The 25688-nt window shown below is 60.8% G+C and carries 25 protein-coding genes; 15 read left to right on the top strand and 10 right to left on the bottom strand.

The features are described 5' to 3' along the window. Positions 1–2: 2 nt before the first annotated feature. Both RHM68_RS02965 and RHM68_RS02960 read right to left on the bottom strand, forming a co-directional pair. Positions 3–1199 carry a multidrug effflux MFS transporter gene (locus RHM68_RS02965; RefSeq protein ID WP_322220467.1) on the bottom strand — a complete coding sequence of 399 codons (1197 nt, stop codon included), beginning with the start codon at positions 1197–1199 and terminating at the stop codon, positions 3–5. Between the two features lie 93 nt (positions 1200–1292). After that, positions 1293–1490 carry a heavy-metal-associated domain-containing protein gene (locus tag RHM68_RS02960; RefSeq protein ID WP_322220466.1) on the bottom strand — a complete coding sequence of 66 codons (198 nt, stop codon included), beginning with the start codon at positions 1488–1490 and terminating at the stop codon, positions 1293–1295. A 147-nt stretch (positions 1491–1637) separates the two neighbouring features. Here RHM68_RS02960 and RHM68_RS02955 point away from each other — a divergent pair, with 147 nt between their 5' ends. The 3 genes from RHM68_RS02955 (at position 1638) to cueR (ending at position 4943) form a co-directional block, all read left to right on the top strand. After that, on the top strand, positions 1638–2021 hold the full coding sequence (locus RHM68_RS02955; RefSeq protein ID WP_322220465.1) for a hypothetical protein: 384 nt from the start codon (positions 1638–1640) through the stop codon (positions 2019–2021). A gap of 103 nt (positions 2022–2124) precedes the next feature. Further along, positions 2125–4518, top strand: a complete 2394-nt coding sequence (locus RHM68_RS02950) for a heavy metal translocating P-type ATPase (RefSeq protein ID WP_322220464.1) — start codon at positions 2125–2127, stop codon at positions 4516–4518. Beyond that, complete coding sequence (cueR, locus tag RHM68_RS02945) at positions 4515–4943, top strand: Cu(I)-responsive transcriptional regulator (protein WP_322220463.1); 429 nt, start codon at positions 4515–4517, stop codon at positions 4941–4943. Before RHM68_RS02950 ends, cueR begins: the two co-directional genes overlap by 4 nt. On the opposite strand, the gene RHM68_RS02940 is transcribed toward cueR, so the two are convergent. The 4 genes from RHM68_RS02940 to RHM68_RS02925 form a co-directional block, all read right to left on the bottom strand. Next, positions 4882–6096, bottom strand: a complete 1215-nt coding sequence (locus RHM68_RS02940; RefSeq protein WP_322220462.1) for an MFS transporter — start codon at positions 6094–6096, stop codon at positions 4882–4884. The two genes, cueR and RHM68_RS02940, sit on opposite strands and share 62 nt — an antisense overlap. A 127-nt stretch (positions 6097–6223) precedes the next feature. Beyond that, positions 6224–7117, bottom strand: coding sequence for a PA4780 family RIO1-like protein kinase (locus RHM68_RS02935; protein ID WP_322220461.1), 894 nt, complete (start codon positions 7115–7117; stop codon positions 6224–6226). A 293-nt stretch (positions 7118–7410) separates the two neighbouring features. Further along, a complete protein-coding gene (locus RHM68_RS02930; protein WP_322220460.1) occupies positions 7411–8202 on the bottom strand; it encodes a helix-turn-helix transcriptional regulator in 792 nt (263 codons plus the stop codon). Between the two features lie 117 nt (positions 8203–8319). Continuing rightward, positions 8320–9597: an acetyl-CoA C-acetyltransferase gene (locus RHM68_RS02925; protein ID WP_322220459.1), complete on the bottom strand. Its 1278-nt coding sequence runs from the start codon at positions 9595–9597 to the stop codon at positions 8320–8322. A gap of 215 nt (positions 9598–9812) precedes the next feature. Here RHM68_RS02925 and RHM68_RS02920 point away from each other — a divergent pair, with 215 nt between their 5' ends. The 4 genes from RHM68_RS02920 to RHM68_RS02905 all read left to right on the top strand — a co-directional run bounded on the left by RHM68_RS02920 (position 9813) and on the right by RHM68_RS02905 (position 15800). Next, entirely contained in the window at positions 9813–11165 is a 1353-nt protein-coding gene (locus RHM68_RS02920; RefSeq protein WP_322220458.1) for a 3-oxoacyl-ACP reductase, read from the top strand. 2 nt (positions 11166–11167) lie between these two features. After that, entirely contained in the window at positions 11168–12022 is an 855-nt protein-coding gene (locus tag RHM68_RS02915; protein ID WP_322220457.1) for a MaoC family dehydratase, read from the top strand. 412 nt (positions 12023–12434) lie between these two features. Further along, positions 12435–13955: a collagen-like triple helix repeat-containing protein gene (locus RHM68_RS02910; protein ID WP_322220456.1), complete on the top strand. Its 1521-nt coding sequence runs from the start codon at positions 12435–12437 to the stop codon at positions 13953–13955. A 174-nt stretch (positions 13956–14129) separates the two neighbouring features. After that, on the top strand, positions 14130–15800 hold the full coding sequence (locus RHM68_RS02905) for a ShlB/FhaC/HecB family hemolysin secretion/activation protein (protein ID WP_322220455.1): 1671 nt from the start codon (positions 14130–14132) through the stop codon (positions 15798–15800). 153 nt (positions 15801–15953) lie between these two features. Here RHM68_RS02905 and RHM68_RS02900 read toward each other — a convergent pair whose 3' ends face one another. The 3 genes from RHM68_RS02900 to RHM68_RS02890 all read right to left on the bottom strand — a co-directional run bounded on the left by RHM68_RS02900 (position 15954) and on the right by RHM68_RS02890 (position 16985). After that, complete coding sequence (locus tag RHM68_RS02900; RefSeq protein WP_322220454.1) at positions 15954–16361, bottom strand: response regulator; 408 nt, start codon at positions 16359–16361, stop codon at positions 15954–15956. Positions 16362–16432: 71 nt separating this feature from the next. Then, positions 16433–16645, bottom strand: coding sequence for a Flp family type IVb pilin (locus RHM68_RS02895; RefSeq protein WP_322220453.1), 213 nt, complete (start codon positions 16643–16645; stop codon positions 16433–16435). Between the two features lie 133 nt (positions 16646–16778). Beyond that, positions 16779–16985 (bottom strand): Flp family type IVb pilin, encoded by a 207-nt coding sequence (locus tag RHM68_RS02890; RefSeq protein WP_322220452.1) that lies wholly within the window; start codon positions 16983–16985, stop codon positions 16779–16781. A gap of 329 nt (positions 16986–17314) precedes the next feature. Between RHM68_RS02890 and cpaB the strand changes: the two genes are divergently transcribed. From cpaB to RHM68_RS02850, 8 genes are read left to right on the top strand one after another with little or no spacing between them, the layout of a single operon-like run. Continuing rightward, on the top strand, positions 17315–18262 hold the full coding sequence (cpaB, locus tag RHM68_RS02885; RefSeq protein ID WP_322220451.1) for a Flp pilus assembly protein CpaB: 948 nt from the start codon (positions 17315–17317) through the stop codon (positions 18260–18262). A gap of 20 nt (positions 18263–18282) precedes the next feature. Then, positions 18283–19506 carry a type II and III secretion system protein family protein gene (locus RHM68_RS02880; RefSeq protein WP_322220450.1) on the top strand — a complete coding sequence of 408 codons (1224 nt, stop codon included), beginning with the start codon at positions 18283–18285 and terminating at the stop codon, positions 19504–19506. Then, complete coding sequence (locus tag RHM68_RS02875; RefSeq protein WP_322220449.1) at positions 19503–20693, top strand: pilus assembly protein; 1191 nt, start codon at positions 19503–19505, stop codon at positions 20691–20693. Before RHM68_RS02880 ends, RHM68_RS02875 begins: the two co-directional genes overlap by 4 nt. Beyond that, the gene (locus RHM68_RS02870) at positions 20690–21964 is read left to right on the top strand and encodes a CpaF family protein (protein WP_322220448.1); all 1275 of its coding nucleotides are present in this window, start codon (positions 20690–20692) and stop codon (positions 21962–21964) included. Before RHM68_RS02875 ends, RHM68_RS02870 begins: the two co-directional genes overlap by 4 nt. A gap of 17 nt (positions 21965–21981) precedes the next feature. After that, a complete protein-coding gene (locus tag RHM68_RS02865) occupies positions 21982–22866 on the top strand; it encodes a type II secretion system F family protein (protein WP_322220447.1) in 885 nt (294 codons plus the stop codon). A 1-nt stretch (position 22867) separates the two neighbouring features. Next, a complete protein-coding gene (locus RHM68_RS02860; protein ID WP_322220446.1) occupies positions 22868–23752 on the top strand; it encodes a type II secretion system F family protein in 885 nt (294 codons plus the stop codon). A gap of 23 nt (positions 23753–23775) precedes the next feature. Beyond that, on the top strand, positions 23776–24498 hold the full coding sequence (locus RHM68_RS02855; RefSeq protein ID WP_322220445.1) for a tetratricopeptide repeat protein: 723 nt from the start codon (positions 23776–23778) through the stop codon (positions 24496–24498). 17 nt (positions 24499–24515) lie between these two features. Continuing rightward, positions 24516–24788, top strand: a complete 273-nt coding sequence (locus RHM68_RS02850; protein ID WP_322220444.1) for a DUF3613 domain-containing protein — start codon at positions 24516–24518, stop codon at positions 24786–24788. 49 nt (positions 24789–24837) lie between these two features. Here the strand turns inward: RHM68_RS02850 and RHM68_RS02845 are convergent, their stop codons facing one another. Beyond that, complete coding sequence (locus tag RHM68_RS02845) at positions 24838–25626, bottom strand: response regulator transcription factor (protein WP_322220443.1); 789 nt, start codon at positions 25624–25626, stop codon at positions 24838–24840. Positions 25627–25688 lie beyond the last annotated feature (62 nt).

Genomic DNA, 25688 nt, shown 5'->3' with positions numbered 1-25688 from the left:
CTTCAGGCATCGGCTTGTGCCAATGCCCGGGCATTTTGCAGTCGCCGGGTGAGCATCGCCACACTCACGACCAGAACGCCGCACAGGCTGATGACCATTGCCATCGGCATGGCGCTGCCATCGTGCAAAATACCCACCAAGGCTGCCGCCCCCGCCGCGACGCTGAATTGCAGGCAACCCAGCATCGCCGACGCACTGCCGGCCCGTGCGCCCTGCCCGTTCATCGCGCAGGCGGAAGCGTTGGGGATGATGCAACCCAAGCTCGCAATACAGATAAACAGTGGGATCAGTAACGGCCACAACTGCGTGGTGTGCAGCGAACTGATCGCCAACAAGGCCAGACCCGCGCCCAGGTAAATCCACACGGCGCGCGCCAACAAAAACGCAGGGCCGCGCTTGGCCAACAGTCGCGCATTGATCTGCGCGACCAAAATGAAGCCCGCGGCGTTAGTGCCGAACAGCCAGCCAAAATGCTCGGCCGGCACACCATAGAGCTTGATGAAAACGAATGGCGAGCCGGCGATGTAGGCAAACATACCGGCAATCGCAATTCCCCCCGTCAGGGCATGACCGAGGAACACGCGATCTGATAACAAGCGACCATACTGGCGCAGCGCCCCCTTCAGCGGCTGGCGCGGGACGTAGTCCGGCAGACTTTCCGGTAACCCGAAGGCGACAGCCAGTGCCGCCAATGCGCTGAAGCCGGTCAGCACAAGGAAGATCGACTGCCAGCCGGAGGTGTTGACCAACAGCCCGCCGAGCATCGGCGCCAGAATCGGCGCCAACCCCATCACCAGCATCAACTGCGAAAATACCTTCGCCGAACCCACGGCATCACATTTATCACTGACTACCGCTCGCGAAATCACCATCCCCGCACAGCCGCCAAGAGCCTGGATGAAGCGCGCACCCATCAGCCATTGCAGATTCGGTGCAAACGCACAGGCCAGAGAGGCTGCCGTGAACAAGCCAACGCCCGTCAGCAACGGGATACGCCGCCCGAAACGATCCGCCACCGGGCCGTAAGCCAACTGACCGATGGACAGGCCAAGGAAGTACGCCGCCAAAGTCCACTGGATGTGCTTTTCATCCGTGCCAAAAGCCAGCGCCATGGCCGGGAATGCGGGCAAGTAGAAATCGATCGCCAGCGGACCGAAAGCGCTCAGTGCGCCAAGAATCAAAATGGTACGGAAATTCATCAGGCATCCAGTTGAGCAGGGTCGGCAGCCCGACAGTCTAGCCGCGCGGGGACGCCTTGAACATTCCGATAGGCCGCTAACTATTAAAAAGCCTCAGGCGGCGCTCACCGCATAACCTTCTTCGCTGATCGCGTCGATTACCTGCTGCGCCGTCAATGCACCGTCGACACTAACGACCCCGGCCGCCAGATCAACCCGCACGCTGGCCGCGGGATCTTTGGCTTGCAGGGCCTGGGTGATGGTTTTGACGCAGTGACCGCAAGACATGCCTTGAACGTTGAACACTTGCATAAGCTAACGCCTGGAGTGAGGTGGAGGGCAGTCTCAAGCTTGCCACCATGGCAAGGTCAAGTTCTGAAATAAACGGCCGGGCTGGCATTCGTCGCCGGGCTCGGCCAAGCTGCGTACATCAATGACCCAACCTCAGGAGATTCAGCCATGCGCTGGTCAGCTCTCAGCCTGTTTGGCTTACTCAGCCTCGTTGCCGCCATGCCCTGCGCCCATGCCACCGGGGAAGACTATGGCGTGCTGATCATTTCCCGCGAGCGCCTGGAAGTTGCCACCAATTGCGAAATCGGCGTGTACATCCAGGATCAGTTATCCGCACGCCTGTTTCAGGAACAGAGCACCTCGTTCAACCTGCCGCCCGGCAATGTGTCGCTGCGCCTGAAACTCCTGCCGGGCCAGGCAATCGGCTGTAACCCCGGAATGCTTGCGCCGGGGTCGCAGATCATCACGCTGAAGGCTGGGGATGTATTGAAGTTCCGGATTGCGATGACGGCCGAAGGGATGTACCTCAAACGTGCGGACCTTGAATATTGACACCGCGCCCACCTTCAGCCCGCGGCGAAGAGTAGATTGGCGCTTGACCTTGCCCGCATGGCAAGGTTGATCCTGTAGGCACTTTCTACAGGGAGCGTGAGCGATGTCCGAGTCCAGCACTTTTAATTTGCCGATCACCGGCATGACCTGCGCCAGTTGCGCCGGACGTGTCGAGCGTGCCTTGAGCAAAGTTCTCGGCGCCACTGCCGTCAGCGTCAATCTGGCGACCGAACAGGCGCGGGTCCAAGCGCCCGGCGACAGCTTGCCGGCCCTGATGGACGCCGTGAAGCAGGCCGGTTACGGCGTGACGCAGGAGCGTCTGGAACTGAGCATCGACGGCATGACCTGCGCCTCCTGTGCGGGTCGCGTCGAACGGGCGCTGGCCAAAGTGCCTGGGGTCAGCAGCGTGAGCGTCAACCTGGCCAACGAACGCGCCCACCTTGAACTACTCGGCCACATCGACCCACAGCCCCTGATCGACGCCGTGACCAAGGCTGGTTATTCCGCCAGCGTCTGGGCCGCCGAACAGCCGCACACCGATATTCAACAGCAACGCCTACGCCGTGAGCGCTGGACGTTGGTACTCGCCATCGCCCTTGCGTTGCCATTGGTACTGCCGATGGTGCTGCAACCGTTCGGTGGACACTGGATGCTCCCCGCCTGGGCACAATTTTTGTTGGCCACGCCGGTGCAGTTCATCTTTGGCGCACGCTTTTATGTCGCCGCATGGAAAGCCGTGCGCGCCGGTGCCGGCAATATGGATTTGCTGGTGGCGCTGGGCACCAGCGCCGGTTACGGCCTGAGCCTGTACGAGTGGGCCACTGCCGCCGGGCGCATGCCGCACCTCTATTTCGAAGCCTCCGCGGTGGTGATCGCCTTGGTACTGCTGGGCAAATACCTGGAAAGCCGTGCCAAGCGCCAGACGGCCAGTGCCATTCGTGCCCTGGAAGCTTTGCGTCCGGAGCGGGCGATCCAGATCATCGACGGCCGCGAGCAAGACGTTGCCATCAGCGCCTTGCGCCTGAATGACCTGGTCATGGTCAAACCCGGGGAGCGGTTCCCGGTGGACGGTGAAGTGGTGGACGGCCAGAGCCACGCCGACGAAGCACTGATCAGTGGCGAAAGCCTGCCGGTGCCCAAGCGACCCGGCGACAACGTCACCGGCGGCGCCATCAATGGCGAAGGCCGCCTGTTAGTACGCACCCTCGCGCTCGGAGCGGAAACCGTGCTGGCGCGAATCATCCGTCTGGTGGAAGACGCGCAGGCGGCCAAGGCCCCTATTCAGAAGTTGGTGGATAAAGTCAGCCAGGTATTTGTGCCGACCGTGTTACTGATCGCCCTGGTGACGTTGATCGGTTGGTGGCTATATGGCGCGCCGATTGAAACTGCGTTGATCAATGCCGTCGCCGTACTGGTGATTGCCTGCCCTTGCGCCTTGGGCCTGGCCACACCGACCGCGATCATGGCCGGCACCGGGGTCGCCGCACGTTACGGGATTTTGATCAAGGATGCCGAAGCCCTCGAGCGTGCCCATGAAGTCAGCGCTGTGGTGTTCGACAAGACCGGAACACTGACATCGGGGACACCGCGCATTGCTCATTTGACGGCGGTTGACGGTGACGAAACCGCCCTGCTGCAAATAGCTGGCGCGCTGCAACGGGGCAGCGAACATCCGCTGGCCAAGGCCGTACTGGATGCGTGCCGCGAGCGCGGGCTAAGCGTGGCCGATGTCAACGCCAGTCAGACACTGACCGGACGCGGCATCGTCGGCACACTCGACAATCGTCAATTGGCGCTGGGTAATCGCCGTCTGTTGGAAGAAAGCAGCTTAAGCGCCGACTCACTGGCCGACTCGGCAAAAGCCTGGGAGAGCGAAGGTCGGACCCTGTCCTGGCTGATCGAGCAAAGCCCCGATCCACGCGTGCTTGGCCTGTTCGCGTTCGGTGACACGCTCAAACCCGGTGCCCTGCAAGCGGTGCAGCAACTCAACGCACGCCACATCAGCAGCCACCTGCTGACCGGCGACAACCGTGGCAGCGCCAACGTCGTCGCCGAAGCGTTAGGTATCACCGATGTTCACGCCGAAGTTCTGCCGGCCGACAAAGCGGCCACCGTCGCCCTGCTTAAAAAAACCGGGGTGGTGGCGATGGTGGGCGACGGCATCAACGACGCTCCGGCGCTGGCCGCGGCTGACATTGGCATCGCCATGGGCGGTGGCACTGACGTCGCCATGCAGGCGGCCGGGATTACACTGATGCGCGGCGACCCGCGGCTGGTGCCAGCAGCGCTGGACATCAGCCGCAAGACCTACGCGAAGATCCGGCAGAACCTGTTCTGGGCCTTCGTCTACAACCTGGTCGGCATTCCACTGGCGGCGTTCGGCTTCCTCAACCCGGTACTGGCAGGCGCGGCGATGGCCCTGTCGAGCGTCAGTGTGGTGAGCAATGCACTGCTGTTGAAAACCTGGAAACCCAAGGCTCTGGAGGACAAACAATGAACATCGGCCAAGCGGCCAGCCACAGTGGCCTGAGCGCGAAAATGATTCGCTACTACGAGTCAATTGGGCTACTCAAAGCGGCTCATCGCACCGACAGTGGCTACCGGGTGTACAGCGCCGACGACCTGCATTCCCTGGCCTTCATCAAGCGCTCGCGGGATCTGGGCTTTTCGCTGGAAGAGGTCGGTAAACTGCTGACCCTCTGGCAGGACCGCCACCGGGCAAGCGCCGATGTGAAAGCCCTCGCACGCCAACACATTGATGAACTGAATCAAAAAATTCGCGAACTCGGGCAGTTGCGCGACACCCTGCAAGACCTGGTGGAACATTGCCAAGGCGACCACCGCCCGGACTGCCCAATCCTCAAGGAGCTGGCGTCGGGCTGCTGCGCCGAACCTGCTCGCGCCGCAGAGCCAATACCTTAGCCACCAGCAAGGTGGTCAGCGGCATACCGTGGAACAACAGCACCACCGCGCCGGGCGTCCACCACACATAGAACGGTGCGGCAATCAGCATCCCGACGCCAAACCCGGTCATTTGCAGCAGGGTCAGGAAACTGAACATCGGTAGGCGCAGATCGTCCGGCTCGCGTTGCAGCCGCGACATCAGACCGACTTCGGAAAAACCATCGCCCAGCCCGGCCGGCAATGAAAACAGCAGCAAGCCGTAAAGGGTCTGTTGCTGGAACATCAGAATAAAACCGCAAGACATCAGCAATACGCCGAAGAAAAATCGTCGTTCCAGATGAATGTTTTCCGAGCCTTTGAGACGACTGGCAATCCGTGCGCCGATCAGCTTGCCGCTGGCCCAGACCGCCAGCATCAGCCCCAATGTAGTGCTCGCCGAATCCGGCGTCAGCAACCGCGAGATGATCGGAAATCCGACGTTATGGGCCGCACTGCCCAAGGTGTCGGCCATGGCAACCGCGAGCATCGCAGCCAGCACTGGGGCGCAGCGCAAGCCCTGAAGCAGCGCCGACCATTCGCCACGCTCACGGGTGCTCTCGGCACTCGGCACCGGCGTGGAAAACCGCAACGGCACAATGAACAGCGCCGCCAGCAGGTACGTGACCACGTTCAGCGCAAATACCGTTTCAAAACCAAACCCCGCCACCACCAGTCCCGACACCAGACTGCCGCCGACCATCGCCGCCGACGCCGCCGACGTGATCCAGGCATTGGTCTTGAGTAAGTGTTCACGGTCGATCAGGTTCGGCAACTGGCTGTTGAGTCCGATGGCAAACATCGAATTGCCAAAGCCCAGACCGAACGCAATCACCGGGAGCAGCAACGCTTGTTGGGCCACCGGCAGAATCAACAGCAGACCGAGAACCCCAGCCCGCAGCAGGTCAAAAGCTATCAGCGGCAGGCGCCCGGCCCAGCGACGATAGAACGCCGTACTGATCAGGCTGGCGAAGATCCCCCCGGCCACACGGCTGGCAAGGAAGATCGCGACGCTGATTGCGCTGTCGCTGAGCACATAGACATACGTCGCCAGCGCAACCATGTTGAGGAAGGCACCGAAATCTGAAATCAGACGGGCGGTGATGATCAGTTGCGCATTGCGAGAGGCGTTCACAATCAATCCTTGAGTGTGTGTATTTGGAGTGCCGCATCATGTCGCAACCCGCCTGCTCGCGAAAGTGCAGGATTGGAGCCAGACAGCGACAAAAAACCCGGCCGAAGCCGGGTTTTTCGTTAACCGATCACTGCATCCACGGGGGAGGCGGCTCTTCGGTTTTGTTGGGTGGCGCATCATCAGCCGCGCGCACCGCTTGCTTGCGCTCTTCATCCAGGCGTGCCGCCTCGATCTCGCGCATGATGCCGCCCACATCGGCCAGTTCTTCCGGTTCGTCGAACTCACCGGTCAATGCGCTGGCCGGGTGCAGGGTGCCGGCTTCGTAAAGCGCCCACATTTCCTTGGCGTACTTGGTGCCCTTCAACTCCGGCGCAAAACGCCCGAAGTAGGACGCCATGTTGCCCACGTCCCGCTCCAGCATGTTGAACGCGTGGTTGTTACCCGCCGCATCCACCGCCTGAGGCAGGTCGATGATCACCGGGCCGGTCGGGGTCAACAGCACGTTGAACTCCGACAGGTCACCGTGTACCAGGCCGGTACACAACATCAGCACGATCTGCGAGATCAGGAACGCGTGATATTCACGGGCCTGGTCCGGCTCCAGCACCACGTCGTTCAGACGCGGCGCGGCATCGCCGTACTCATCGGCCACCAGTTCCATGAGCAGTACGCCTTCAAGGAAGTCATACGGCTTGGGAACTCGCACACCCGCACCGGCCAGACGAAACAAAGCCGCCACTTCGGCGTTCTGCCAGGCATCCTCGGTTTCTTTCTTGCCGAACTTGGAGCCCTTGGCCATCGCTCGAGCCTGCCGGCTGTTGCGCACCTTGCGGCCTTCCTGATATTCGGCCGCCTGACGGAAACTGCGTTTATTAGCCTCCTTGTAGACCTTCGCGCAACGTAACTCGTTACCGCAGCGCACTACATAAACAGCTGCTTCTTTACCACTCATGAGTGGGCGCAGCACCTCGTCGACCAGACCGTCCTCGATCAGGGGTTCAATGCGTTTTGGAGTCTTCATCAGCTTTTATTGAGGGTCCTTTATTACCAAACACGCGAAAGTCATTCGTTATACGGCAATCCTCGCACGTCGGGGAGGGGTTACCGACCTATGAACGTTGCGGATGCACACAATGTGCCGATTAATCGCGCAAACCCTGCCGATGACCATCGGCCGACGCAGATGATAGCCGACACGGGGCCACTTGTTCTCGACGGGATGTGAACGTAATTGCGACAGAAGCTGACACCGCGTGTTCAGTCCGTTGGCCGCCCTTTTAAAACTGTCCGGACAGAAAGGGGTGGAAGCGGCGATCACTGCCGGAACAACTCCCCCGGCGTAAACCCGAACAACCCCTTGAACGCCGCAATAAACGCTGACGTCGAGTCATACCCGCAGGACAGCGCCGCATTGGTCACGCTGTCACCCTCCTCCAGCAAACTCAACGACGACAGCAACCGCATGCGCTGACGCCACCCTCGAAAGCTCAACCCGGTCTCACGCTGAAACAAGCGCATCAGGGTTTTCTCCGACATGCCCAGCCGCTGAGCCCACTCCTGCAACGTGACGTTGCGCTCGGGACTGGCAATCAGCTCGTTACATAACCCCAGCAACCGTGGGTGGCGGGGTAACGGCAGAGAAAATTCGACCTGCGGCAAACTCGCCAACTGATCCAGCAATACATTCACCAGGCGCGTCTCCTGGCTGTCACCTTCGGGGTACTCGACCGGCAACAGGCAAAAGCGCTTGATCAGCTCACGGGCCAACGGGGTCACTTCCAGTACCCGGCAACGCCCGTCCGCCCACAGGCAATCCTGACGCCGGACATACAGGCTGCGCATCTCGGCACGCATCGAAGTCACGACCTGGTGTTCCAAATCCGCTGGAATCCAGATGCCCCACTGTGGCGGCGCAAAAAAACTGCCCTCCGTGGTATGCACGCCAAGAACGCCACTGATGGCGTAGGAAAACTGCACCCAGTCGTGCCGATGGGGCGGGGTCCACGACCCGGCATTGAGACTTTCCGCACGGGCGAACAGCGGACGCGGCAATGACGTCAGTGCCGGTATGGAGCGTTCGAGTGAGATTTGTCCGTTGGACGTCATTGATGAGCCTTATGTCGCAGCACGGCAGATAGCGCCGACGTTAGGCCAACTCATCAATTCTGACAATGGCATTTCCAGAGGGCGCTAGCCTGCTCGCCCTCAGGGTCGCCGCCGGTTTCAGCGTTCGATAATCGCCGTCACACCCTGGCCGCCGGCAGCGCAGATAGAAATCAAGCCTCGGCCCTTTCCGGCAGCGTCGAGTAGCTTCGCCAGGTTGGCGACGATGCGCCCACCGGTAGCGGCGAACGGGTGCCCGGCCGCCAGAGAGCTGCCTTTGACGTTGAGTCGGCTGCGGTCAATGGACCCCAGCGGCGCATCCAGGCCCAGGTGAGTTTGGCAATAGTGCGGATCTTCCCAGGCCTTCAACGTGCAGAGCACCTGCGCCGCGAAGGCTTCGTGGATTTCGTAATAGTCGAAGTCCTGCAAGGTCAGGCCGTTACGGGCCAGCAAACGCGGCACGGCATAGACCGGTGCCATCAGCAGCCCTTCGGCGCCATTGACGAAATCCACCGCCGCCGCTTCGCCATCACGCCAGTAAGCGAGAATCGGCAACCCGCGCGCTTTCGCCCATTCTTCACTGCCCAATAACACCAGCGACGCGCCGTCGGTGAGCGGTGTGGAGTTGCCCGCAGTCAGTGTGCCCTTGGCACTTTTCTCGAACGCAGGCTTGAGTGAGGCGAGTTTTTCCAGGGTCAGGTCCGGGCGCAGGTTGTTGTCGCGGTTCAAACCGAGAAACGGCGTGATCAAGTCGTTGTGCCAGCCTTCGGTGTAGGAAGCGGCCATTTTCTGATGACTGTCGAGAGCCAGTTGATCCTGCTCGGCGCGAGGAATGCTCCAGGTCTGAGCCATCAACTCGCAATGCTCGCCCATCGACAGGCCCGTGCGCGGCTCGCCGTTGCGCGGAAATTCAGGGATCAGGTGCCCTGGGCGCAGTTGCAGGAAGGTTTTCAGTTTGTCCGTGGTGGTCTTGGCGCGGTTCGCCTCCAGCAGGATTTTGCGCAGGCCTTCATTGATGCCGATCGGCGCGTCCGAGGTGGTGTCGACACCGCCGGCAATGCCGCACTCGATCTGACCCAGGGCAATTTTGTTCGCCACCAGCAGCGCGGCCTCCAGGCCGGTGCCGCACGCTTGCTGAATGTCATACGCCGGGGTGGTCGGCGATAACCGCGAGCCGAGGACGCATTCGCGAGTCAGGTTGAAGTCCCGGGAATGCTTGAGCACCGCGCCGGCCACCACCTCGCCGATGCGTAAACCATGCAGGTTGAAGCGTTCGATCAAGCCTTCAAGCGCTGCGGTGAGCATGGACTGGTTACTGGCAGTGGCGTATGGCCCGTTGGACCGGGCGAAAGGAATACGGTTACCGCCGATAATCGCGACGCGGCGCAGTTGAGTCATGAAAAGCTCCTTTTAAAAAATAAAAATGTGAACCCGGCCCCTGGTGGACGCGAGCGGGCTCGTTGCCACAGGCTCTGCATGTCCCTGAAAGTGCTCCGCTAAACCCAGGCTAAAACCCATCGGCACTGTTCTAGCGTAGGCCTTATCTGGTGAATCGAACGACTGATCGCCATTCATGGTCCACACTTTGAACCCCAGCTACCGGAGAGCGTTCCATGTCTGACCGTTATATCGACTTCGCCAATTCGTCCATCGGCCACCGCTTGGTCGGGGCCCTTGGTCTGCCGTCGCCGGTACGGCTGGAACGCTGGCAAGCAGGACGCCTGCGGCCTGTCGAGGGTGCGCTGCTGATGGGGGGCGGGCCGCTCATCGAGCAGGTGAGCCGGTTCGCCAATCGCCTGACCGATGTGATTTACGGTTACGGCACCGAGCCCTCGCTGGCCACCGCCTGGATTCCCGGCCACAGCCCCAAGCTCAAGGCCGTGGTGTTCGACGCCAGTGCGCTGGTACATACCGAGCAGCTCAAACAGCTGCGCGAGTTCTTCCAGCCGCTGATGAAAAACCTCGATCACTGCGCGCACCTGGTGATTCTGGGCCGAGCACCAGAGTCCTTGAGCGACCCGTTCGCCGCCAGCGCCCAGCGCGCACTTGAGGGTTTCAGCCGCTCACTGGCCAAAGAGCTGCGCAGCGGCGGCACCTTGCAGTTGGTCTATGTCGGCGTAGGTGCCGAAGAGCAACTGGAAGGGCCACTGAGGTTTTTCCTTTCGCCTAAAAGCGCGTTCGTGTCCGGGCAGGTGATTCGCTTGAGCGCCTGCGACACGCAGGTCCAGGACTGGACCCGCCCGCTGTCCGGACGCAAAGCATTGGTGACCGGCGCGGCCCGAGGCATCGGCGCCGCCATTGCCGAAACCCTGGCCCGTGATGGCGCCGAGGTCATCCTGCTCGACGTGCCACCTGCCAAGACAGACCTCGATGCCCTCGCCGCGCGCCTGGGCGGGCGCAGCATCACGCTCGATATCTGCGCGCAAGACGCCGCCGCACAGTTGATCGAACACTTGCCGGAGGGCCTCGACATCGTGGTCCATAATGCCGGCATCACCCGAGACAAGACCCTCGCCAACATGACCCCGGAATTCTGGGACGCGGTGCTGGCGGTCAATCTAAATGCCCCGCAAGTGCTGACCAAGGCCTTGCTCGACGCCGGTACGCTGCACGACAACGCGCGGGTGATTTTGCTGGCGTCCATCAGCGGCATCGCCGGCAATCGCGGGCAAACCAACTATGCCGCGAGTAAGGCCGGGCTGATCGGCCTGGCGCAGGCCTGGGCGCCGTCACTGCATGAGCGCGGTATCAGCATCAACGCCGTTGCGCCAGGGTTCATCGAAACTCAAATGACCGCGCACATCCCCTTCGGCCTGCGTGAAGCCGGGCGCCGTATGAGTTCGCTGGGCCAAGGCGGTTTGCCGCAAGACGTCGCCGAGGCCGTGGCCTGGCTGGCGCAACCCGGCACCGGCGCCTTCACCGGGCAAGCGTTGCGGGTCTGCGGGCAAAGTGTTCTGGGGGCGTAGCGATGATCACTGATTGGCACACACTCAACCGTGAACCGAGCCTGCCGGCGCTTTATCTACACGCCGCGATACGCCGCAAAATCACTGGCACCGCACTGCCCGATTCAGGTTTGCGCTGCTGGGTGAATATCGATCCAACGCGGCTGGCGGCCTATCGCGACGTCTGCGGTTTTGTCGATAACGGTCTGCTGCCACCGACGTACCCACACGTACTGGCGTTTGCCTTGCAAATGCAGTTACTGACCGCCAAGGCGTTTCCATTCCCTTTACTGGGGCTGATTCACCTGAGTAATCGCATTCGCGTATTGCGGCCCATGGGCGGTTTGAGCCGTGTGCGAGTGAGCGTGCAAGTGCAAAATCTGCAACCCCATGCCAAAGGGGCGACGTTCGATCTGGTGACAACCCTCGACGATCAATTGGGCACGTTGTGGGAAGCGCAAAGCCAGATGCTATGCCGTGGCGTCAACCTCGACGGCGAGCCCGCCGAGGAGGTTTTGCAATCGACGCTGCCCTTGAACCCAGTGGCTCGCTGGAGCGCCCCGGCAAACGCAGGTCGCCAGTACGCCAGCGTGTCAGGCGACTACAACCTGATTCACCTGAGTGCCATCAGCGCCAAACTCTTCGGTTTCCCCTGCGCCATCGCCCATGGTTTATGGAACAAGGCCCGGACACTGGCGGCGCTTGCCGATTACCTACCGACAGCGAATATCGAGATTGCGGTGCAGTTTCGCAAACCGGTACGGCTGCCCAGCGAAGTGACGCTGCTGTCCAGCGCGGCGGCCTCCAGCGGTGACTTGCGGTTGGTGGGCGTTGGCGACCTGGAGCACATGCTCGGGCATTGGCGCCCGATTGCCTGAGGTTTTTTTCTGCAGGTCTGTGGCGAGTGTATTGAGACCGTCCTCGCGAGCTTGCGTACACGCGATAACGCGCCATGCCTGACGAAACAGCCAACGATTCACCGCCGTGAACATGATTAATTGTGTGTATATCACTTAAGTTTTTGCCCCGCCTTCACGCCGCCCGTTAAAAACACCACCCATTGATTTACAACGAAATCGCCCCCGAGAAAATCGCTTAGTTACGCCCAAGGTATTAGTCCTTGGGTGGCAATCGGCTACCCCTCTATAAAGTGATTAATACCAACTTGAGAATGGTGAAATAGCGCGCTTGCGCCTGTGATGTCAGCAACGGATGACGGCATTACCGGCGAGGAAACCGGCGGGCCGCCTAAGAAGAAGAACGTTGTAACAGGTGCAAGGAATCTCACTCATGAAAACTCAAGTGTGGTGCAAATCAACAATCGCATTGGCGTTGATCCTTTCTCTCGGCCTGGCCGGGTGCAGCAGCGGCGGTGGCGGTCATCGCAGCAGCGATGGCGCCTCCACCGGCACAACTTCGGGCACCGCCGCAACGGGCTCGGGTAGCTCAGGCGCTACCGGCGGCGCAACCACGGCGGCTACCGGCAACGGCAGCACTGACACAGGCGTTACCGGCACTGGCGGCGTGAGCGGCGGCGTGACTGCTGGCACTGGTGGTACGGGCGCCGGAGGCACCGTCAACCGAGCACTGACCACCAGCAGTCTGGCGTCCGACATGGGATCGCTGCTCAGTAGCGTCGGCACCGGTGTCGGCGATGTCGGCACCTCGCTGACCACCATGCCCGTTGTCGGAGGAGTCGTGCAAAGTGCCCTCAGGACCACCGCCAACGTAGTCGATACCACCGGCGCCGGCCTCACCGATGGTCTCGGAACACTGGGTTCCAACCCTGATGCCTTGAGCACGACGACGGCCACCGTCGGCAATGTCGTCTCCGACGCTGGCACCGGAGTGACCGGCATCAGTAGCAGGCTGGCGACCGCTACCCGCCGTCTTGCCGTCGTCGGCGGCATGGTCACCCAAGTGGCCCCAGTGCTCGGTGGCGTCGGTGACAAAGTCACCATGCTCGGTGACACCTTGACCACCGCCACCAGCAGTGGCCCCGTGGGTTCACTCACCGATGGCATGGGTAATCAAGTGCTGGTGCCAGTGGTGACCCTGGCCGAAGGGCTAAGCGGTAAGGTCGGCAGCGCCTCGGGCATCGGCAACCCCGTCGATGGCGTACTCCATGGCGTCGACAATGCACTCGGCGGGCTGGGCAGCAAAGTGACGGCGGCCGGCAACGGCAACGCGCTCAGCGATACCCTCGGCGGCGCAATGACTAATTCGGGCATTACCCTGGGCACCGCCGGCGGACTCATGGTGTCCTCCGGCGCCGGGAGCCGCGGTGTCGGCACCGGTCTGGGTGGCACCGGACTGCTGCAAACAGTCGGTGGCGCAGTGGTCAACGTCGGCAATGGTTTGAACGCTGGCAGTCACAGCGGCTTGCTCAGCGCCGGCGGTGCCACCCTCGCCGCAGCGGGCAATACCGTGTCCTCACTCAACACCGCGCTCGGTGGCTCCGGGACGTCCAATACCGGAGTCACTGCCTCTTTGGCCAGCCTCGGCAGCGGCGTGGGCGCAGGTCTGACCCCGGTTGTCAGCGGCATCTCCGGCCTGACTCAAAATGTGGGAGCCGCTTCCGGCCTCGGCGCTCCCGTCAGCACTCTGACCAACCAGGTCGGCGGCGCCGTGGGCAGCCTCGGAACCGCCATCGCAGCCAGTAACGCCAACCCTGTGACTGCCGCAATCGGCAACACCGTCGCCTCGACAGGCACTACCCTCGGCGCAGTTGGTGGACTGGTCAGCGGCGGCACCGGCACAACCGGGGGTTTGCTGGGCGGTCTCGCCGGTGGCTTGAGTAGCCGAAAATAACTGAATTGCACCCGGCCTATTCGACGGCCTCACCTACAGCGCCTACGCTTGGTTGAGAGCGGAAAACTCAGATGAGTCTTCCGCTTTTTCTTTAGGAGTTCGACACCCGTGGCGCTGTATGCAGGTCCAGGAACCTGACCCACCGGTTGTTGCGATCTGACCATGGAGTGTCCTATGCGCGTTATAGCTTGCTTGCTGCTAATCACTGTCAGTTCTATCGCCTTCGCCGACACCCTTCCCAGCTTTCTCAATAGCAACCAGACCATTCGCAACCTGCCCGTGCCCAATCTGCCTGCCGACGCCTACCGTCCAACCACGACGCCATTGCAGGTGCCCGAACCCGGTGCCACCCAGACCCAACCGTTAATGATGGGCACCAAGGTCCGCCTCACGAACGTGCAGATAGAGGGCGGAACGATTTACCCGCTCAACGAACTGGCGGCGCTCTTTCAACCGCTGCTGGGGCATGAAACCAACCTCGCCGCAGTGATCGAAGCGACACGCAGCATCACCCGTCGCTATCAACAGGACGGTTACCTGCTGTCCTACGCCTTCCTGCCCCAGCAGAGTTTCGACAAGGGCATGGTCCGCGTGGTGCTGGTGGAGGGCTACATTAAGGACTATCAGTTGCAGGGCGATATCGGCCCAGTCAAAGGCCTGCTGGACAAACTGGTGGCCAAGCTTCAGGCCGAACGGCCACTGACCCGCAAGACCTTCGAGCGCTACACCACGCTGATGAGCCGCATCCCCGGCGTTACCTTGCAGGCGCAAGTGCCCCCCCCTGGCACCACCGACGGCGCGGCCTATCTGATCGTCCAGGCCAGCCGCAAACCGTTCACCAGCACCCTGAGCACCACCGAAGACAATCGCACCGGCACTCAGGCCTTGATCGGGGTGAGCAGTAACTCGCAGACTTCCATGGGCGAACAACTAACACTCAGCGGGCTATTCCCCCCCGGACAAAACGCCGAGCATTACTCTCGCCTGGACTACAACCAGTTCCTCAACGCCGAGGGCACGCAACTGAGCCTGTCGGCCTCGCGCTACCGTGCAGACCCCAGCACTTACCTGCGACTGGACAACGGCCTGGATCTAAAGCCACACCAAGCGGACGATCGCTATTCCATCGGTTTCAGCCACCCCCTGATCGCCTCCCCCAACGAGTTACTCAGCGCCGGTGCGCGGCTTTATGCCGTCAACGACACAACCCGCTACAACGTGATCGGCCTCCCCTTAAGCCTCGAAGAACGCACCGACATCCGCGCCCTCGCGTTCGAAAGCGACTGGCGTAAGACCGATGCCCAACAACTGAGGATCATCAGCGCGGGCGTGTATCAGGGCATCAATGGCATGGGGGCCAACAGCAACAACAGCGCCTACGACCTGGACTTCTTCCGCCTGCGGCTATCAGGGGTGCAAAGCGACAAATTCTTCGACAACTGGCAAGGCGTACTCTCGGCTGCGCTGTATTGGAGCGACGACACGCTGCCCACCAGTGAACGCGCGGTGTTCGGCGGGCAGAACTTCGGTCGCGGCTACCCCGACGACCAAGCGTCCGCAGACAAGGGTTGGGGCGTGGCTTACGAGGTGAACTACAGCTTCCATCGCGACGGCAACTGGCTGCGCGTGTTGCAACCGTATGCCGTGCTGGACCGCGCCAAGACCTGGTTCAACCAACTGCCCGTCCAGGGCAACAACCTGTCCTCGGCGGCTGTCGGCTTGAGGTTTGGCGATGCCAAGTACTACAACATTGCCCTGGAAGCCGCCAAGCCGATGTCCGATGAAGCGCTGGACACGCTAAACAGAAGACCGCGCTACAGCATTAGCTTCAGTTATCAGCTGTAGGTAGGGGCGGCGGTATTGTGCGAAGTGAGATACCCCGCAAAAACAGGTCTGCGGTCAGGCCGCCATCATCAGGTCCAAGCGAAGACCGGACGCTGTGGGCTAAGCATTGGGGTGATTTTTGGGACGCTGGCCAACAGTGTATTGCCGTAAGGGCTAACCCAGATTGACCTTGGGTTGCGGAAACAGATTGTCCAGCGTCTCCAGCAACCGCACGTGATAGATCGGCTTGCGAAACAGATCAAGCACCTGCAAACGCAGCATATCGCTCACATCCTCCATGTCCGCATGCCCCGACGTGACAATCACCGGTAGATGCTCGCGCGAGGTGTGCTCGCGCAACCGCTTGATCAACGACATACCGCTTTCCTCCGGCATGCGCAGATCAGTGATGACCAAAGCGATATCGGGATTGCGCGTCAAATGGTGCAAAGCGAGTTTGACCGACGTGGCGGTAAAGCAACTGAAGCCCTCGCCCTCCAGCAGCTCAGCCAGTTCCAGCAACGCGTCCTCTTCATCGTCAACAAGCAGCAGTTGTTGGCGTGGCGGCGAGGAAGAGTTCATGGGCGACACCTGAGGGCTGAAGGAAAAACCAAGTGTAGTGCGTCATTGATTGAATGCGATGTTCACCCCAATCAGGGCGTTTGCACCGGCGCCGTCTGTGCGGTTCCGCCCAGTGCGACCAACAGATTATTGAAAATCGCCAACAGCTTGGCGCCGACGGGCGTGATGAATACCACGACCACCACCGCGATCATCGCCACCACAATGGCGTACTCGATGGCCGACGCCGCTTCGGTGTTGTTCAGGAAAAAACGCGCGCGCAGCATCAGGTATTCAAAGAGCATGGAAGTTCTCCTTCGTGCCCATGGGCACCCAGGCAACATTAATCCAGCGATCAACCCCAGCCCGAGCGCGTTTTCCTGGGCCACCCATCAGAAACGGCACGTTCGGGCATGTATTGCCAAGAAACGGGCCCGATTATGGCGTGGGTTTGGCAACGGCCGTGCCGCCGAGCGCAACCAGCACAGAGTTGAAAATATTCAAAACCTTGGTGCCAATAGGTGTCACAAACACCACAACTACCACTGCCACCATCGCCACCACAATGGCGTACTCAATCGCCGACGCTCCTTCGGTGCGGTTGAAAAACAGTCGGGCTCTAAGCCACAGATATTCGAGAATCATAGGTCCACTCCTTTGCGCCTGTGGCGCCGATACAACGCTACTGCGACAGTCGTCCTCTGCGCTACCAGAGCATTGTCAACAAACCCCGGGTCAACAACTGTAAGAACGGATTAATCACAAAGGACTAGCCCCCTCGGTAGACGGCAGAAAACGCTGATTAATTGGCCAAACCACCGAAATTAATCAGTTATTTCCTGATCAGTAATGGCGTTTTGTTCTAGATCGACTAGCGTGGAAATAGCGAAATAGTTGCATGTTCAAAGCTGCCTGATGACGAAAAGTCTCGTTAGGAATTACGGATTGCGGAGCAGCGGGAAAGGGAGGCCTTCATGAACAGTCGCATCACGATGGGCCTTGCAGCGGTACTTTTGCTGGGCGCGATTTTTGTCGGTTATTGGGGCTTGGTACTGAGCCGCCAACCCGCACCTGTGGCACCACCGGCTGTTGCACCGAGCGCCGTGGTCAGCGTCGAAAAAACGGTCGCCGTCGCGCAAGACGAGACCCGTCAACCAGTCGTTGTACTCACCCATAACGTGGCGCCTTTCACGGCGCTAACCGCCGCCGACCTCAGCCTTGAGCACCTGCGCAGCGTTCCCGTCGGCAGCCTGAACAGCTTGGACCAAGCCATTGGCCGCAGCCCTTGGCGGCGCCTGAGTGCAGGCACTTGGCTCAACGAAGAAAGCTTCGAGGCCGGCGGCACGCTGGCCCGCATGATTCACCGCGATGAACGAGCCCTTGCCGTGGCCGTGGACGAAGTGATCGGTGCCGCCGGGCAACTGAGCCCCGGCGACTACGTCGATGTGCTGTTATTCCTGCGCCAGGACATCAGCAACCTGCAACAGTCAGCGCAAATCGTCGTCCCTGCCCTGCGCGTGTTGGGAGTGGGCGACCAACTCGGCCTGACCAACGACGGTCAACCCGCCACGCCGGCCTTGAGCGCTGACGACAAACTTAAACAGGACCAGCGCCGGATAGCTGCGCGCACCGTGGTACTGGCCGTTCCCGAACAACTGTTGAGCCGTTTGATGCTGGCCACCCAAGTAGGCACTTTGCGCCTCGCCGTGCGCAGCAGCGAAGAGCAGCGCCTGGCCAAATACTGGTCAGGCGAAAGCGCGTCGCCGGGCAAACTCGAGGCGGCCAACAGTCAATTGTTCCAGTTCACCCAACTGGCCCTCGGCGGTGCCCAGAAAGCCGCGCCCAGCGGCGGCTACACAGGCTCCGCGCGGTCAGCGGTCGAAGTGATACGTGGCAATCAAGTCACCCAGCAAACCCCATGACTGAGCAAGGATGGATGTGCATGCAGAGTCGTTCCACGCCGATGTTCAAACCCGTTTTCTGGGCCTTGATGCTGATGGGACTGCCCGTAGACGCCGCGTTCGCAGTCACCGGTAATTGCGCAGCGCTGGGCCGTTTGCCGCCGGTGATCGAAATCGGCGAAGGGTTGCAGCAGGACGTGCAATCGCCAGTGCCCATCACACGGCTGGCCATCGGCGATCCGAAAATCGCCGACGTACATGCCAACGCCAGCACCTCCTTTTTACTGACCGGCATGGCCCCCGGTGCCACCAGCCTGATGGTCTGGACCGCCTGCGCCAGCGAACCGCGCCAAAGCATGGTGTTTGTTCAGGGCAAGGCGACCACCGCCCTGACCAGTGCCAGCGTGCTGCCGTCCGATGACCCGATGCTGCCGTCACAGGTGCAGACCGACATCCGCTTCGTCGAAGTCAGCCGAACCAAACTCAAGGAGGCCACGGCGTCGTTGATCGGTGCCCGCGGCAATTTCCTGTTCGGCTCCCCCGGCACGCTGCCCAGCGTCGGCGGGGTAACGACCCCCAAACTGCCGGTGGACAATACCCTGTTCAACTTCTCGTGGATCGGCGGCAAGACCATGGCAATTATCAACGCGCTGGAGGGCAGTGGTTTTGCCTACACCCTGGCGCGCCCTAGCCTGGTGGCGCTGAGCGGGCAAAGCGCGAGTTTCCTGGCCGGTGGCGAAATCCCGATCCCGGTGCCCAGCTCCGGCAGTAACAGTGTGTCCATCGAGTACAAGGAATTCGGTATCCGCCTGACCCTGACCCCCACCATCATCGGTCGCAACCGTATCGCCTTGAAAGTCGCGCCGGAGGTCAGTGAACTGGACTTCAGCAACGCCGTGGTCATTGCCGGCACCACCGTGCCGGCCCTGACCATACGCCGCACCGATACCAGCATCTCGCTCGCTGACGGCGAAAGCTTCGTCATCAGCGGCCTGATCAGCACCACCAACAGTTCACAGGTGAACAAGTTTCCAGGCCTGGGTGACATACCGGTCCTCGGCGCTTTTTTTCGCAGCTCCCAAATCAACCGCGAAGAGCGTGAACTGCTGATGATCGTCACCCCTCATCTGGTACAGCCACTGGCAGCCGACGCACAACTGCCCTCGCTGCCAGGGGAAAAACTGCGCAACTACGACCCCAATTTCTATCGCATGTTCTTCCTCGAAAACGGCAACTTCGACAAACGCAGCGGGCTCTCGCAATGAGCCAGAGCCTAAGCCAGACCTTTCTCGCGATCACTCGCAACAGCACCGACCTGGAATGGCTGCAAGGTGCCCTCGCTCCCCTTGGCCAAGTGGTCAGCGCCGGTGGCGGCAGCCTTGACGAATTGCTCGCGCTGGTGGACGTGACTTTCGCCAGCCTGGTGTTCGTCGGGCTCGACCGCGAACACGTAGTGGCCCAAAGCGCGCTGATCGAAGGCGCACTGGAAGCCAAACCAATGCTGGCGATCGTCGCCCTTGGCGATGGCATGGACCACCAACTCGTACTCAATGCCATGCGCGCCGGGGCACGAGACTTTGTCGCCTATGGTTCGCGGGCCAGTGAAGTGGCCGGGCTGGTGCGACGCTTGAGCAAACGTCTGCCGCCCGTCGCGTCGAGTACACAAATGGGCGGCCTGACGGTGCTGTACGGCGTTCAGAGCAATGCCGACGGGGCACTGCTGGCCAACCACATGGCGCTGGTGGTGCAAAAAAGCGGACAACAAACCTTGCTCCTGGACCTCGGCTTGCCCCATGGCGACAGCCTCGCGCTGCTGGGGCTCGAGAGTTCGTTTCACTTCGGTGATGCCTTGCGGCACTTGCGCCGCCTCGACGCCACGCTGATTGACAGCGCCTTCACCATTGCCGAAGCGGGCCTGCGGATCCTGGCGTATGCGCGCGATGACGAGCCGCTGGAAAGCACCAGCGCCGCCGAGCTGTACATGCTGCTCAGTGCCCTGCGCCAACACTTCCAGCACATCGTCGTAAACCTCACCGGCCAGCCGGACAGCGAAGCGCTGCGGACCTTTGTCAGCCACTGCGACAAACTGCTGTGGTACAGCGACCAAAACGTCCTCGACTGCCGGCGCAACCTCGCGGTGCTCAACCGGTGGCGAGAAAAGGGCATGAAACTCGATCACGGACGCTTACTGGTGGACCGCTACTTGAACAACGTCGCACCGGACTCGGAAACCCTTGGCAAGACCTTTAACCTGGAAGTGATTGCCGTGTTGGCCTACTGCCCCGAAGTGCGCCTTAACGCGAAAAACCAGGGCCTGACGTTGTTCGAACTGGCCCCCCGGGAAAAACTCACGCAAAGCCTGCGCACCCTCGGCGCACGATTGGCCAAACGCTCCGAAGGCCTGGTCAAACCCAAGGCCGGCTGGTTCGAGCGGTTGCGGGGCACGCCATGAGCAGCGAAAAACTCTTCGGCGCCACTCAGCGCGGCCCTATCGGTAACACCGACCATGAAGGCCTGAAACTGGTGCTGCACCGCTACATCATTGATGCCATCGAAGAGTCCGGCAAAAACCTGCTGGAGGGTTCACGCCAACAACTTGCGCAGTTCGTCACCGACAAGGTCGCCGAGTACATCGCGCGCCTGCACCTGGCGATTTCCCGCTATGAAATGGAGCGTCTGGCCGAAGAGATCGTCGACGAACTCACCGGTTTCGGACCACTGGAAGTGCTGCTGCGTGATCCATCCGTGACTGAAATCCTGGTCAACGGCCCGCACCGCGTGTTTGTCGAGCGCGACGGCGTGCTGCATCAAAGTGATTTGCGCTTCATCGACGCCCACCATGTCGAGCGCGTGATGCAGCGCATCCTGGCGCCGTTGGGGCGACGGCTGGACGAATCCTCGCCGATGGTCGATGCGCGCCTGCCCGACGGCAGCCGGGTCAATGCGATTATTCCGCCGATTGCCCTTGATGGCCCTTGCCTGTCAATTCGAAAGTTTCGCAAGGACATGCTCAAAAGCAGTGACCTGATGGCGATGCAAACCATCGACCTGGCGATTTTCGAATTCCTCCAGGAGGCCGTTGGCAAGCGCTGCAACATCCTTATCAGCGGTGGCACCGGTACCGGTAAAACCACGCTGCTGAATATTCTCAGCCAATTGATCAACCCCAACGAGCGGCTGGTGACCATCGAAGACGTCGCCGAACTGCAACTGGGCCACCCGCACGTCGTGCGCCTGGAGACCCGCCCGCCCAACGCCGAAGGCCACGGCGAAGTCAAAGCCAGCGACTTGATTCGCAACGCTCTGCGGATGCGCCCGGACCGGATCATCCTTGGCGAGATTCGCGGCGTCGAAGTGCTCGACGTACTCACGGCCATGAACACAGGCCACGATGGTTCGATGAGTACGGTACACGCCAACAACGCCCAGGACGCCCTGCTGCGCCTCGAAACCCTGGTCGGCCTGACGGGGCGCACCGTGGCCGAACGCACCTTGCGACAAATGGTCTGTGCCGCGCTGGACGTGATCATTCAATTGACTCGCCTGCCCGACGGCAGACGCTGCGTCAGCGAGGTGGTGGAGGTGGTCGGCGTGCGCGAGGACATCTATGTCACCAACACACTGTTTCGACTCGACCGACGTACTGGCTTTGGCTTTATGCGCGAGGCGGTCAACCCGGCAGGCGACAAGTTGCGCCGAGAACTCAGCCTGGGATTGGACTGAACCATGAGGCGCTCATCATGCTAGGCCCGATCATTCTGATCCTGGTATGCCTGATGCTGTTGGGACTGTCGATCCGGCTTTTTTTGCAGGGGCTACGCAAAACCGGCAATGAACGGGTGCTCAATCGACTGGCCGAAGGCCAACCGCTGCAAGCGATTGAAAAGGCCTCATGGACCGGCCTTGAACGGATGTTTTTACGCGCAGGGCTGGGGCGTCCAACCGATCGCCTCTGGCTGTGGCTGAGCCTGTGGGGCCTGGGCATGATCAGCGGTTTTATGCTGGCGGACTGGCTCGGCCTGCTGGCCTTGTTACTCGCGCCGCCGCTGGTGCTGCGCCTGTATATCGCCTGGCGCTATCAGCGACGGCTCGTGCGCATGATCGAGCAATTACCGGCGTTACTCGATCACACGGTGCGCAGCCTGAAGTCCGGACGCACGCTGACCGACGCGGTCATGGGCAGCATCGACGCCAGCGATGATCCGCTGAAAAGAGCGATGGGCCGGGTCCAGCGTAATGTGCAACTGGGGGTCAACTTGCCGGAGGCGGTGAACGATTTTGCCGAACTCTATGAACAGGACGAGCTGCGCATGTTTGCCCTGGGCCTGAAGGTCAATCATCGCTATGGCGGCAACGCCAGCGAGTTGCTGGAGAACCTGATCAAACTGATCCGCGAACGCGACCAAGGTGCGCGGCAACTGCGCGCCTTGACCGGGGAAACACGAATGACCGCCTGGGTGCTGGGGTCACTGCCGCTGATTTTGGTCACTTACTTCATGCTGACTAACCCTGGTTACATGCTTGGCATGTGGCACGACTCCGCAGGCCAGACCATGCTCATCGCTGCTGTGTGCTTGCAGGTCTTCGGCTGTCTGGCGCTGTGGCGCATGTTGCGGAGCGTGTGAAATGGTCCTTCTGGCCAGCCTCTTGCTGTTTCTGGGAGCCTTGCTGCTGGTGGTCGGCGACTGGTTGCAAGCGCGACGTCGGGTACGCCAGGTGACCCTGCGCCTGCAAGGTCACCTGGTACGCGAAAATCGATTCGGCAATTGGTTACGGATCCTGGGGAGCAGTAAGTTCGGGCAACGCTCGGTCAGCATTGACAGCGAAACCCAAACCCTGCTCAGCCGACTGGGCTGGCGCCGCGCCCGCGAACGCTCGTTATACGCCGCCTGCCAAGTCAGCACCCCGTTGCTAGCCTTGGGGTTGGGGCTGTTTCTGCAAGAGGTGTTTTTCCCTCATGCGCCCCACGGCTGGCTGGTGCCCATGCTCGCCTCGGGCGCCGGTTATCTGTTGCCCAAGCGACTGTTGGCGTATGCCTCGGGGCGGCGACAGAAAATCATCGCGGTGGAAGTCTCGACCTTCATCCCGCTGCTGCGCATTCTCTTCGAGTCCGGCATGGCCGTGGAGCAGGCGTTGCGAGTGCTCGGCACCGAGGGGCAGAAACTGTTACCGGAGCTGACCAGTGAGTTGCGCCTGATTCTGGCGCGGGTCGACTCTGGCCTGGAGCTCGGCCAGGAGTTGAACAAAGCCTCGGTGATACTGGCGGTGGATGAGTTCAGCGATACCTGCGTGATCCTCCAGCAACTGATTCAGCAAGGCGGCGGGGCGATGAAATCCTTGCTGGCACTCAAGCAGTTGCTCGACGACCGACGCCTGACGTGCCTTCAGGAATACATTTCAAAAATGTCGGCCAAGATGTCCGTGGTGATGATGCTGTTTCTGTTTCCAGCCTTATTGATTGTGCTGGCAGGCCCTGGTTTTACTGCGATTACTCGGGCGTTCGCGCCCTGACGTTGTGTCATGGAGAGAGTTTGATGAAAGCACTGATTGTCGCCGTCAGCCTGATAATGCTCGGTGGTTGCGCCACGGATGGGCAAGCACCCTGGACGACCCTGCTGTCGCCTGGCAGTTGCAGCAAATTAAGTTCCGATCAGGAATTGGCCATCAACCTGGCCGATGACCTGGCCAATGACGGCAAACTGCACGCCAGCCTGGCCAACCTGCAAAGCCTACCCGACGACCTCAGCGAGGTGCGCCTGCGCAAAGCCAAGGTCTATCGCCTGCTGGGGCGCAGTGAAGCTGAGCCGTTGTACCGCAGCTTGCTCGGCAGTTGCCTGTCGGCCGACGCCGAGCAGGGCCTGGGCCAACTGTTCGCCGCCCGTGGCGACTTTGGCCAGGCCCAGGCGCACCTGCAACGTGCCGCACGGCTGGCACCGACTGACGGAAAAATCCGCAATGACTTAGGGGTCGTGTACCTCAACCAACTGAGGCTTGAAGACGCTCGCTTCGAATTTCTGACCGCGATTGAACTCAAGCAAAGTGATCAACTGGCGACGTTGAACCTGGTGACGTTGCTGCTCTATCAGAACAATTGGCAGCAGGCTGCCGAAATCGTCAGCCACTCGCACCTGACCCCGGAGCAATTCACCGACGCTCAGGCCCGTGCCGAAAAACTCAAAGCCGGCAATACCCGTAAACCGGTTGCCAGCGCTCAAGTGGCTGTCGTCACCGAGCCGCAACCCTCACCCCTGAAATGAGTGTCAAGGAGGCTACGATGATCACTTTCAAAGGCGCGTGCTGCCTGAGCGTGTTGAGTCTGCCGTTGGCCGCCCAGGCCATCGATGCTGGCCCTTCGTCGCCCCAGCAACAGGAAACCGAAGATTGGCTGCAACTGCAAAGCCACAACTTGGCCGCCTCCTCCACCCCGCAAACCGCCACCGCCGCCGAGCGCGAACAAGCGTTGCAGCGTTGGCTGAAAAAGTACCGATACGAAATCCCAGACCTCTATGACCCGGATGCCGCAGGGAAAATCGGCGCTAATAAATAGACGGCCGTTAGGGATGAGGCCGTTTTCGCGGCCAAGCCTCAAGAAAAGCCTAGTGAGCGGTCACTTTCTGGCCAATAGCCGCATTGCTCGGTGACAAGGCCAACGCTAACTGCGTGCGGTTGTGCATGTGCGTCAACCGCAACACCTGCGACACATAAAGCTTCACCGTGTTTTCGGTAATGCCCAACTCACAAGCAATCTGATAATTGGTCAAGCCCTTGCCCACCAGGCGGGCCACATCCAGTTGCCTGGGGGACAACTGATTGAAAATCGTCGGAATCTGCACCCGATCAGCGTCACTGAGCCCGTCACCGGCAAGGTCTCTGGAAGAGACCACGGGGCTGCGCCGAACCTTGTCGAGGTCCTGATAAAGATCATCGATAGAGTCGGACAGGCACTGCAACTTCTGATTCAAATGCCCCAAGTCCACATTTTTTTGCCGCTCCTGCAGGGCAATTTCCTGACGCTGCACCCCCTCAAGCAACTCATCCAGGTCAATCGGCTTTTGGTAGTAATCGGCAATCCCCGCGCGCAGGGCCTTGATCACATCCTGCTTGTCGGCGCGGCCAGTGAGCATGATGGCCTCGAACGCCCGGTGCTTGCCGGACAGCCGCTGCAGCTCCTGAACCAACTGGATGCCGTCCAGACCTGGCATGTGCAGATCGCACAGCACCAACCCAATGTCCAGGTCTTCGCTGAAACGCTCGACAGCCTGCTTGCTCGATTCACAAGGAACACAGCGGTAACCGCTGCTTTCAAGAAACTCACACAGTTCTTCGACAATCAGCGGCTGATCGTCAACCACAAGAACCTTCACCGCAGACCTGATTTTATTCACTCGCTACTCCATGCCCAAGTCAAAGCTGACCCTTCCTGTACCGACCGTCATGGGCTGTACAA

The organism is Pseudomonas sp. DC1.2 (assembly GCF_034351645.1).
Taxonomy (GTDB): domain Bacteria; phylum Pseudomonadota; class Gammaproteobacteria; order Pseudomonadales; family Pseudomonadaceae; genus Aquipseudomonas.
The sequence above is the reverse complement of the archived record's forward strand: the minus strand, read 5'-3'. Positions and strand labels throughout refer to the sequence as shown.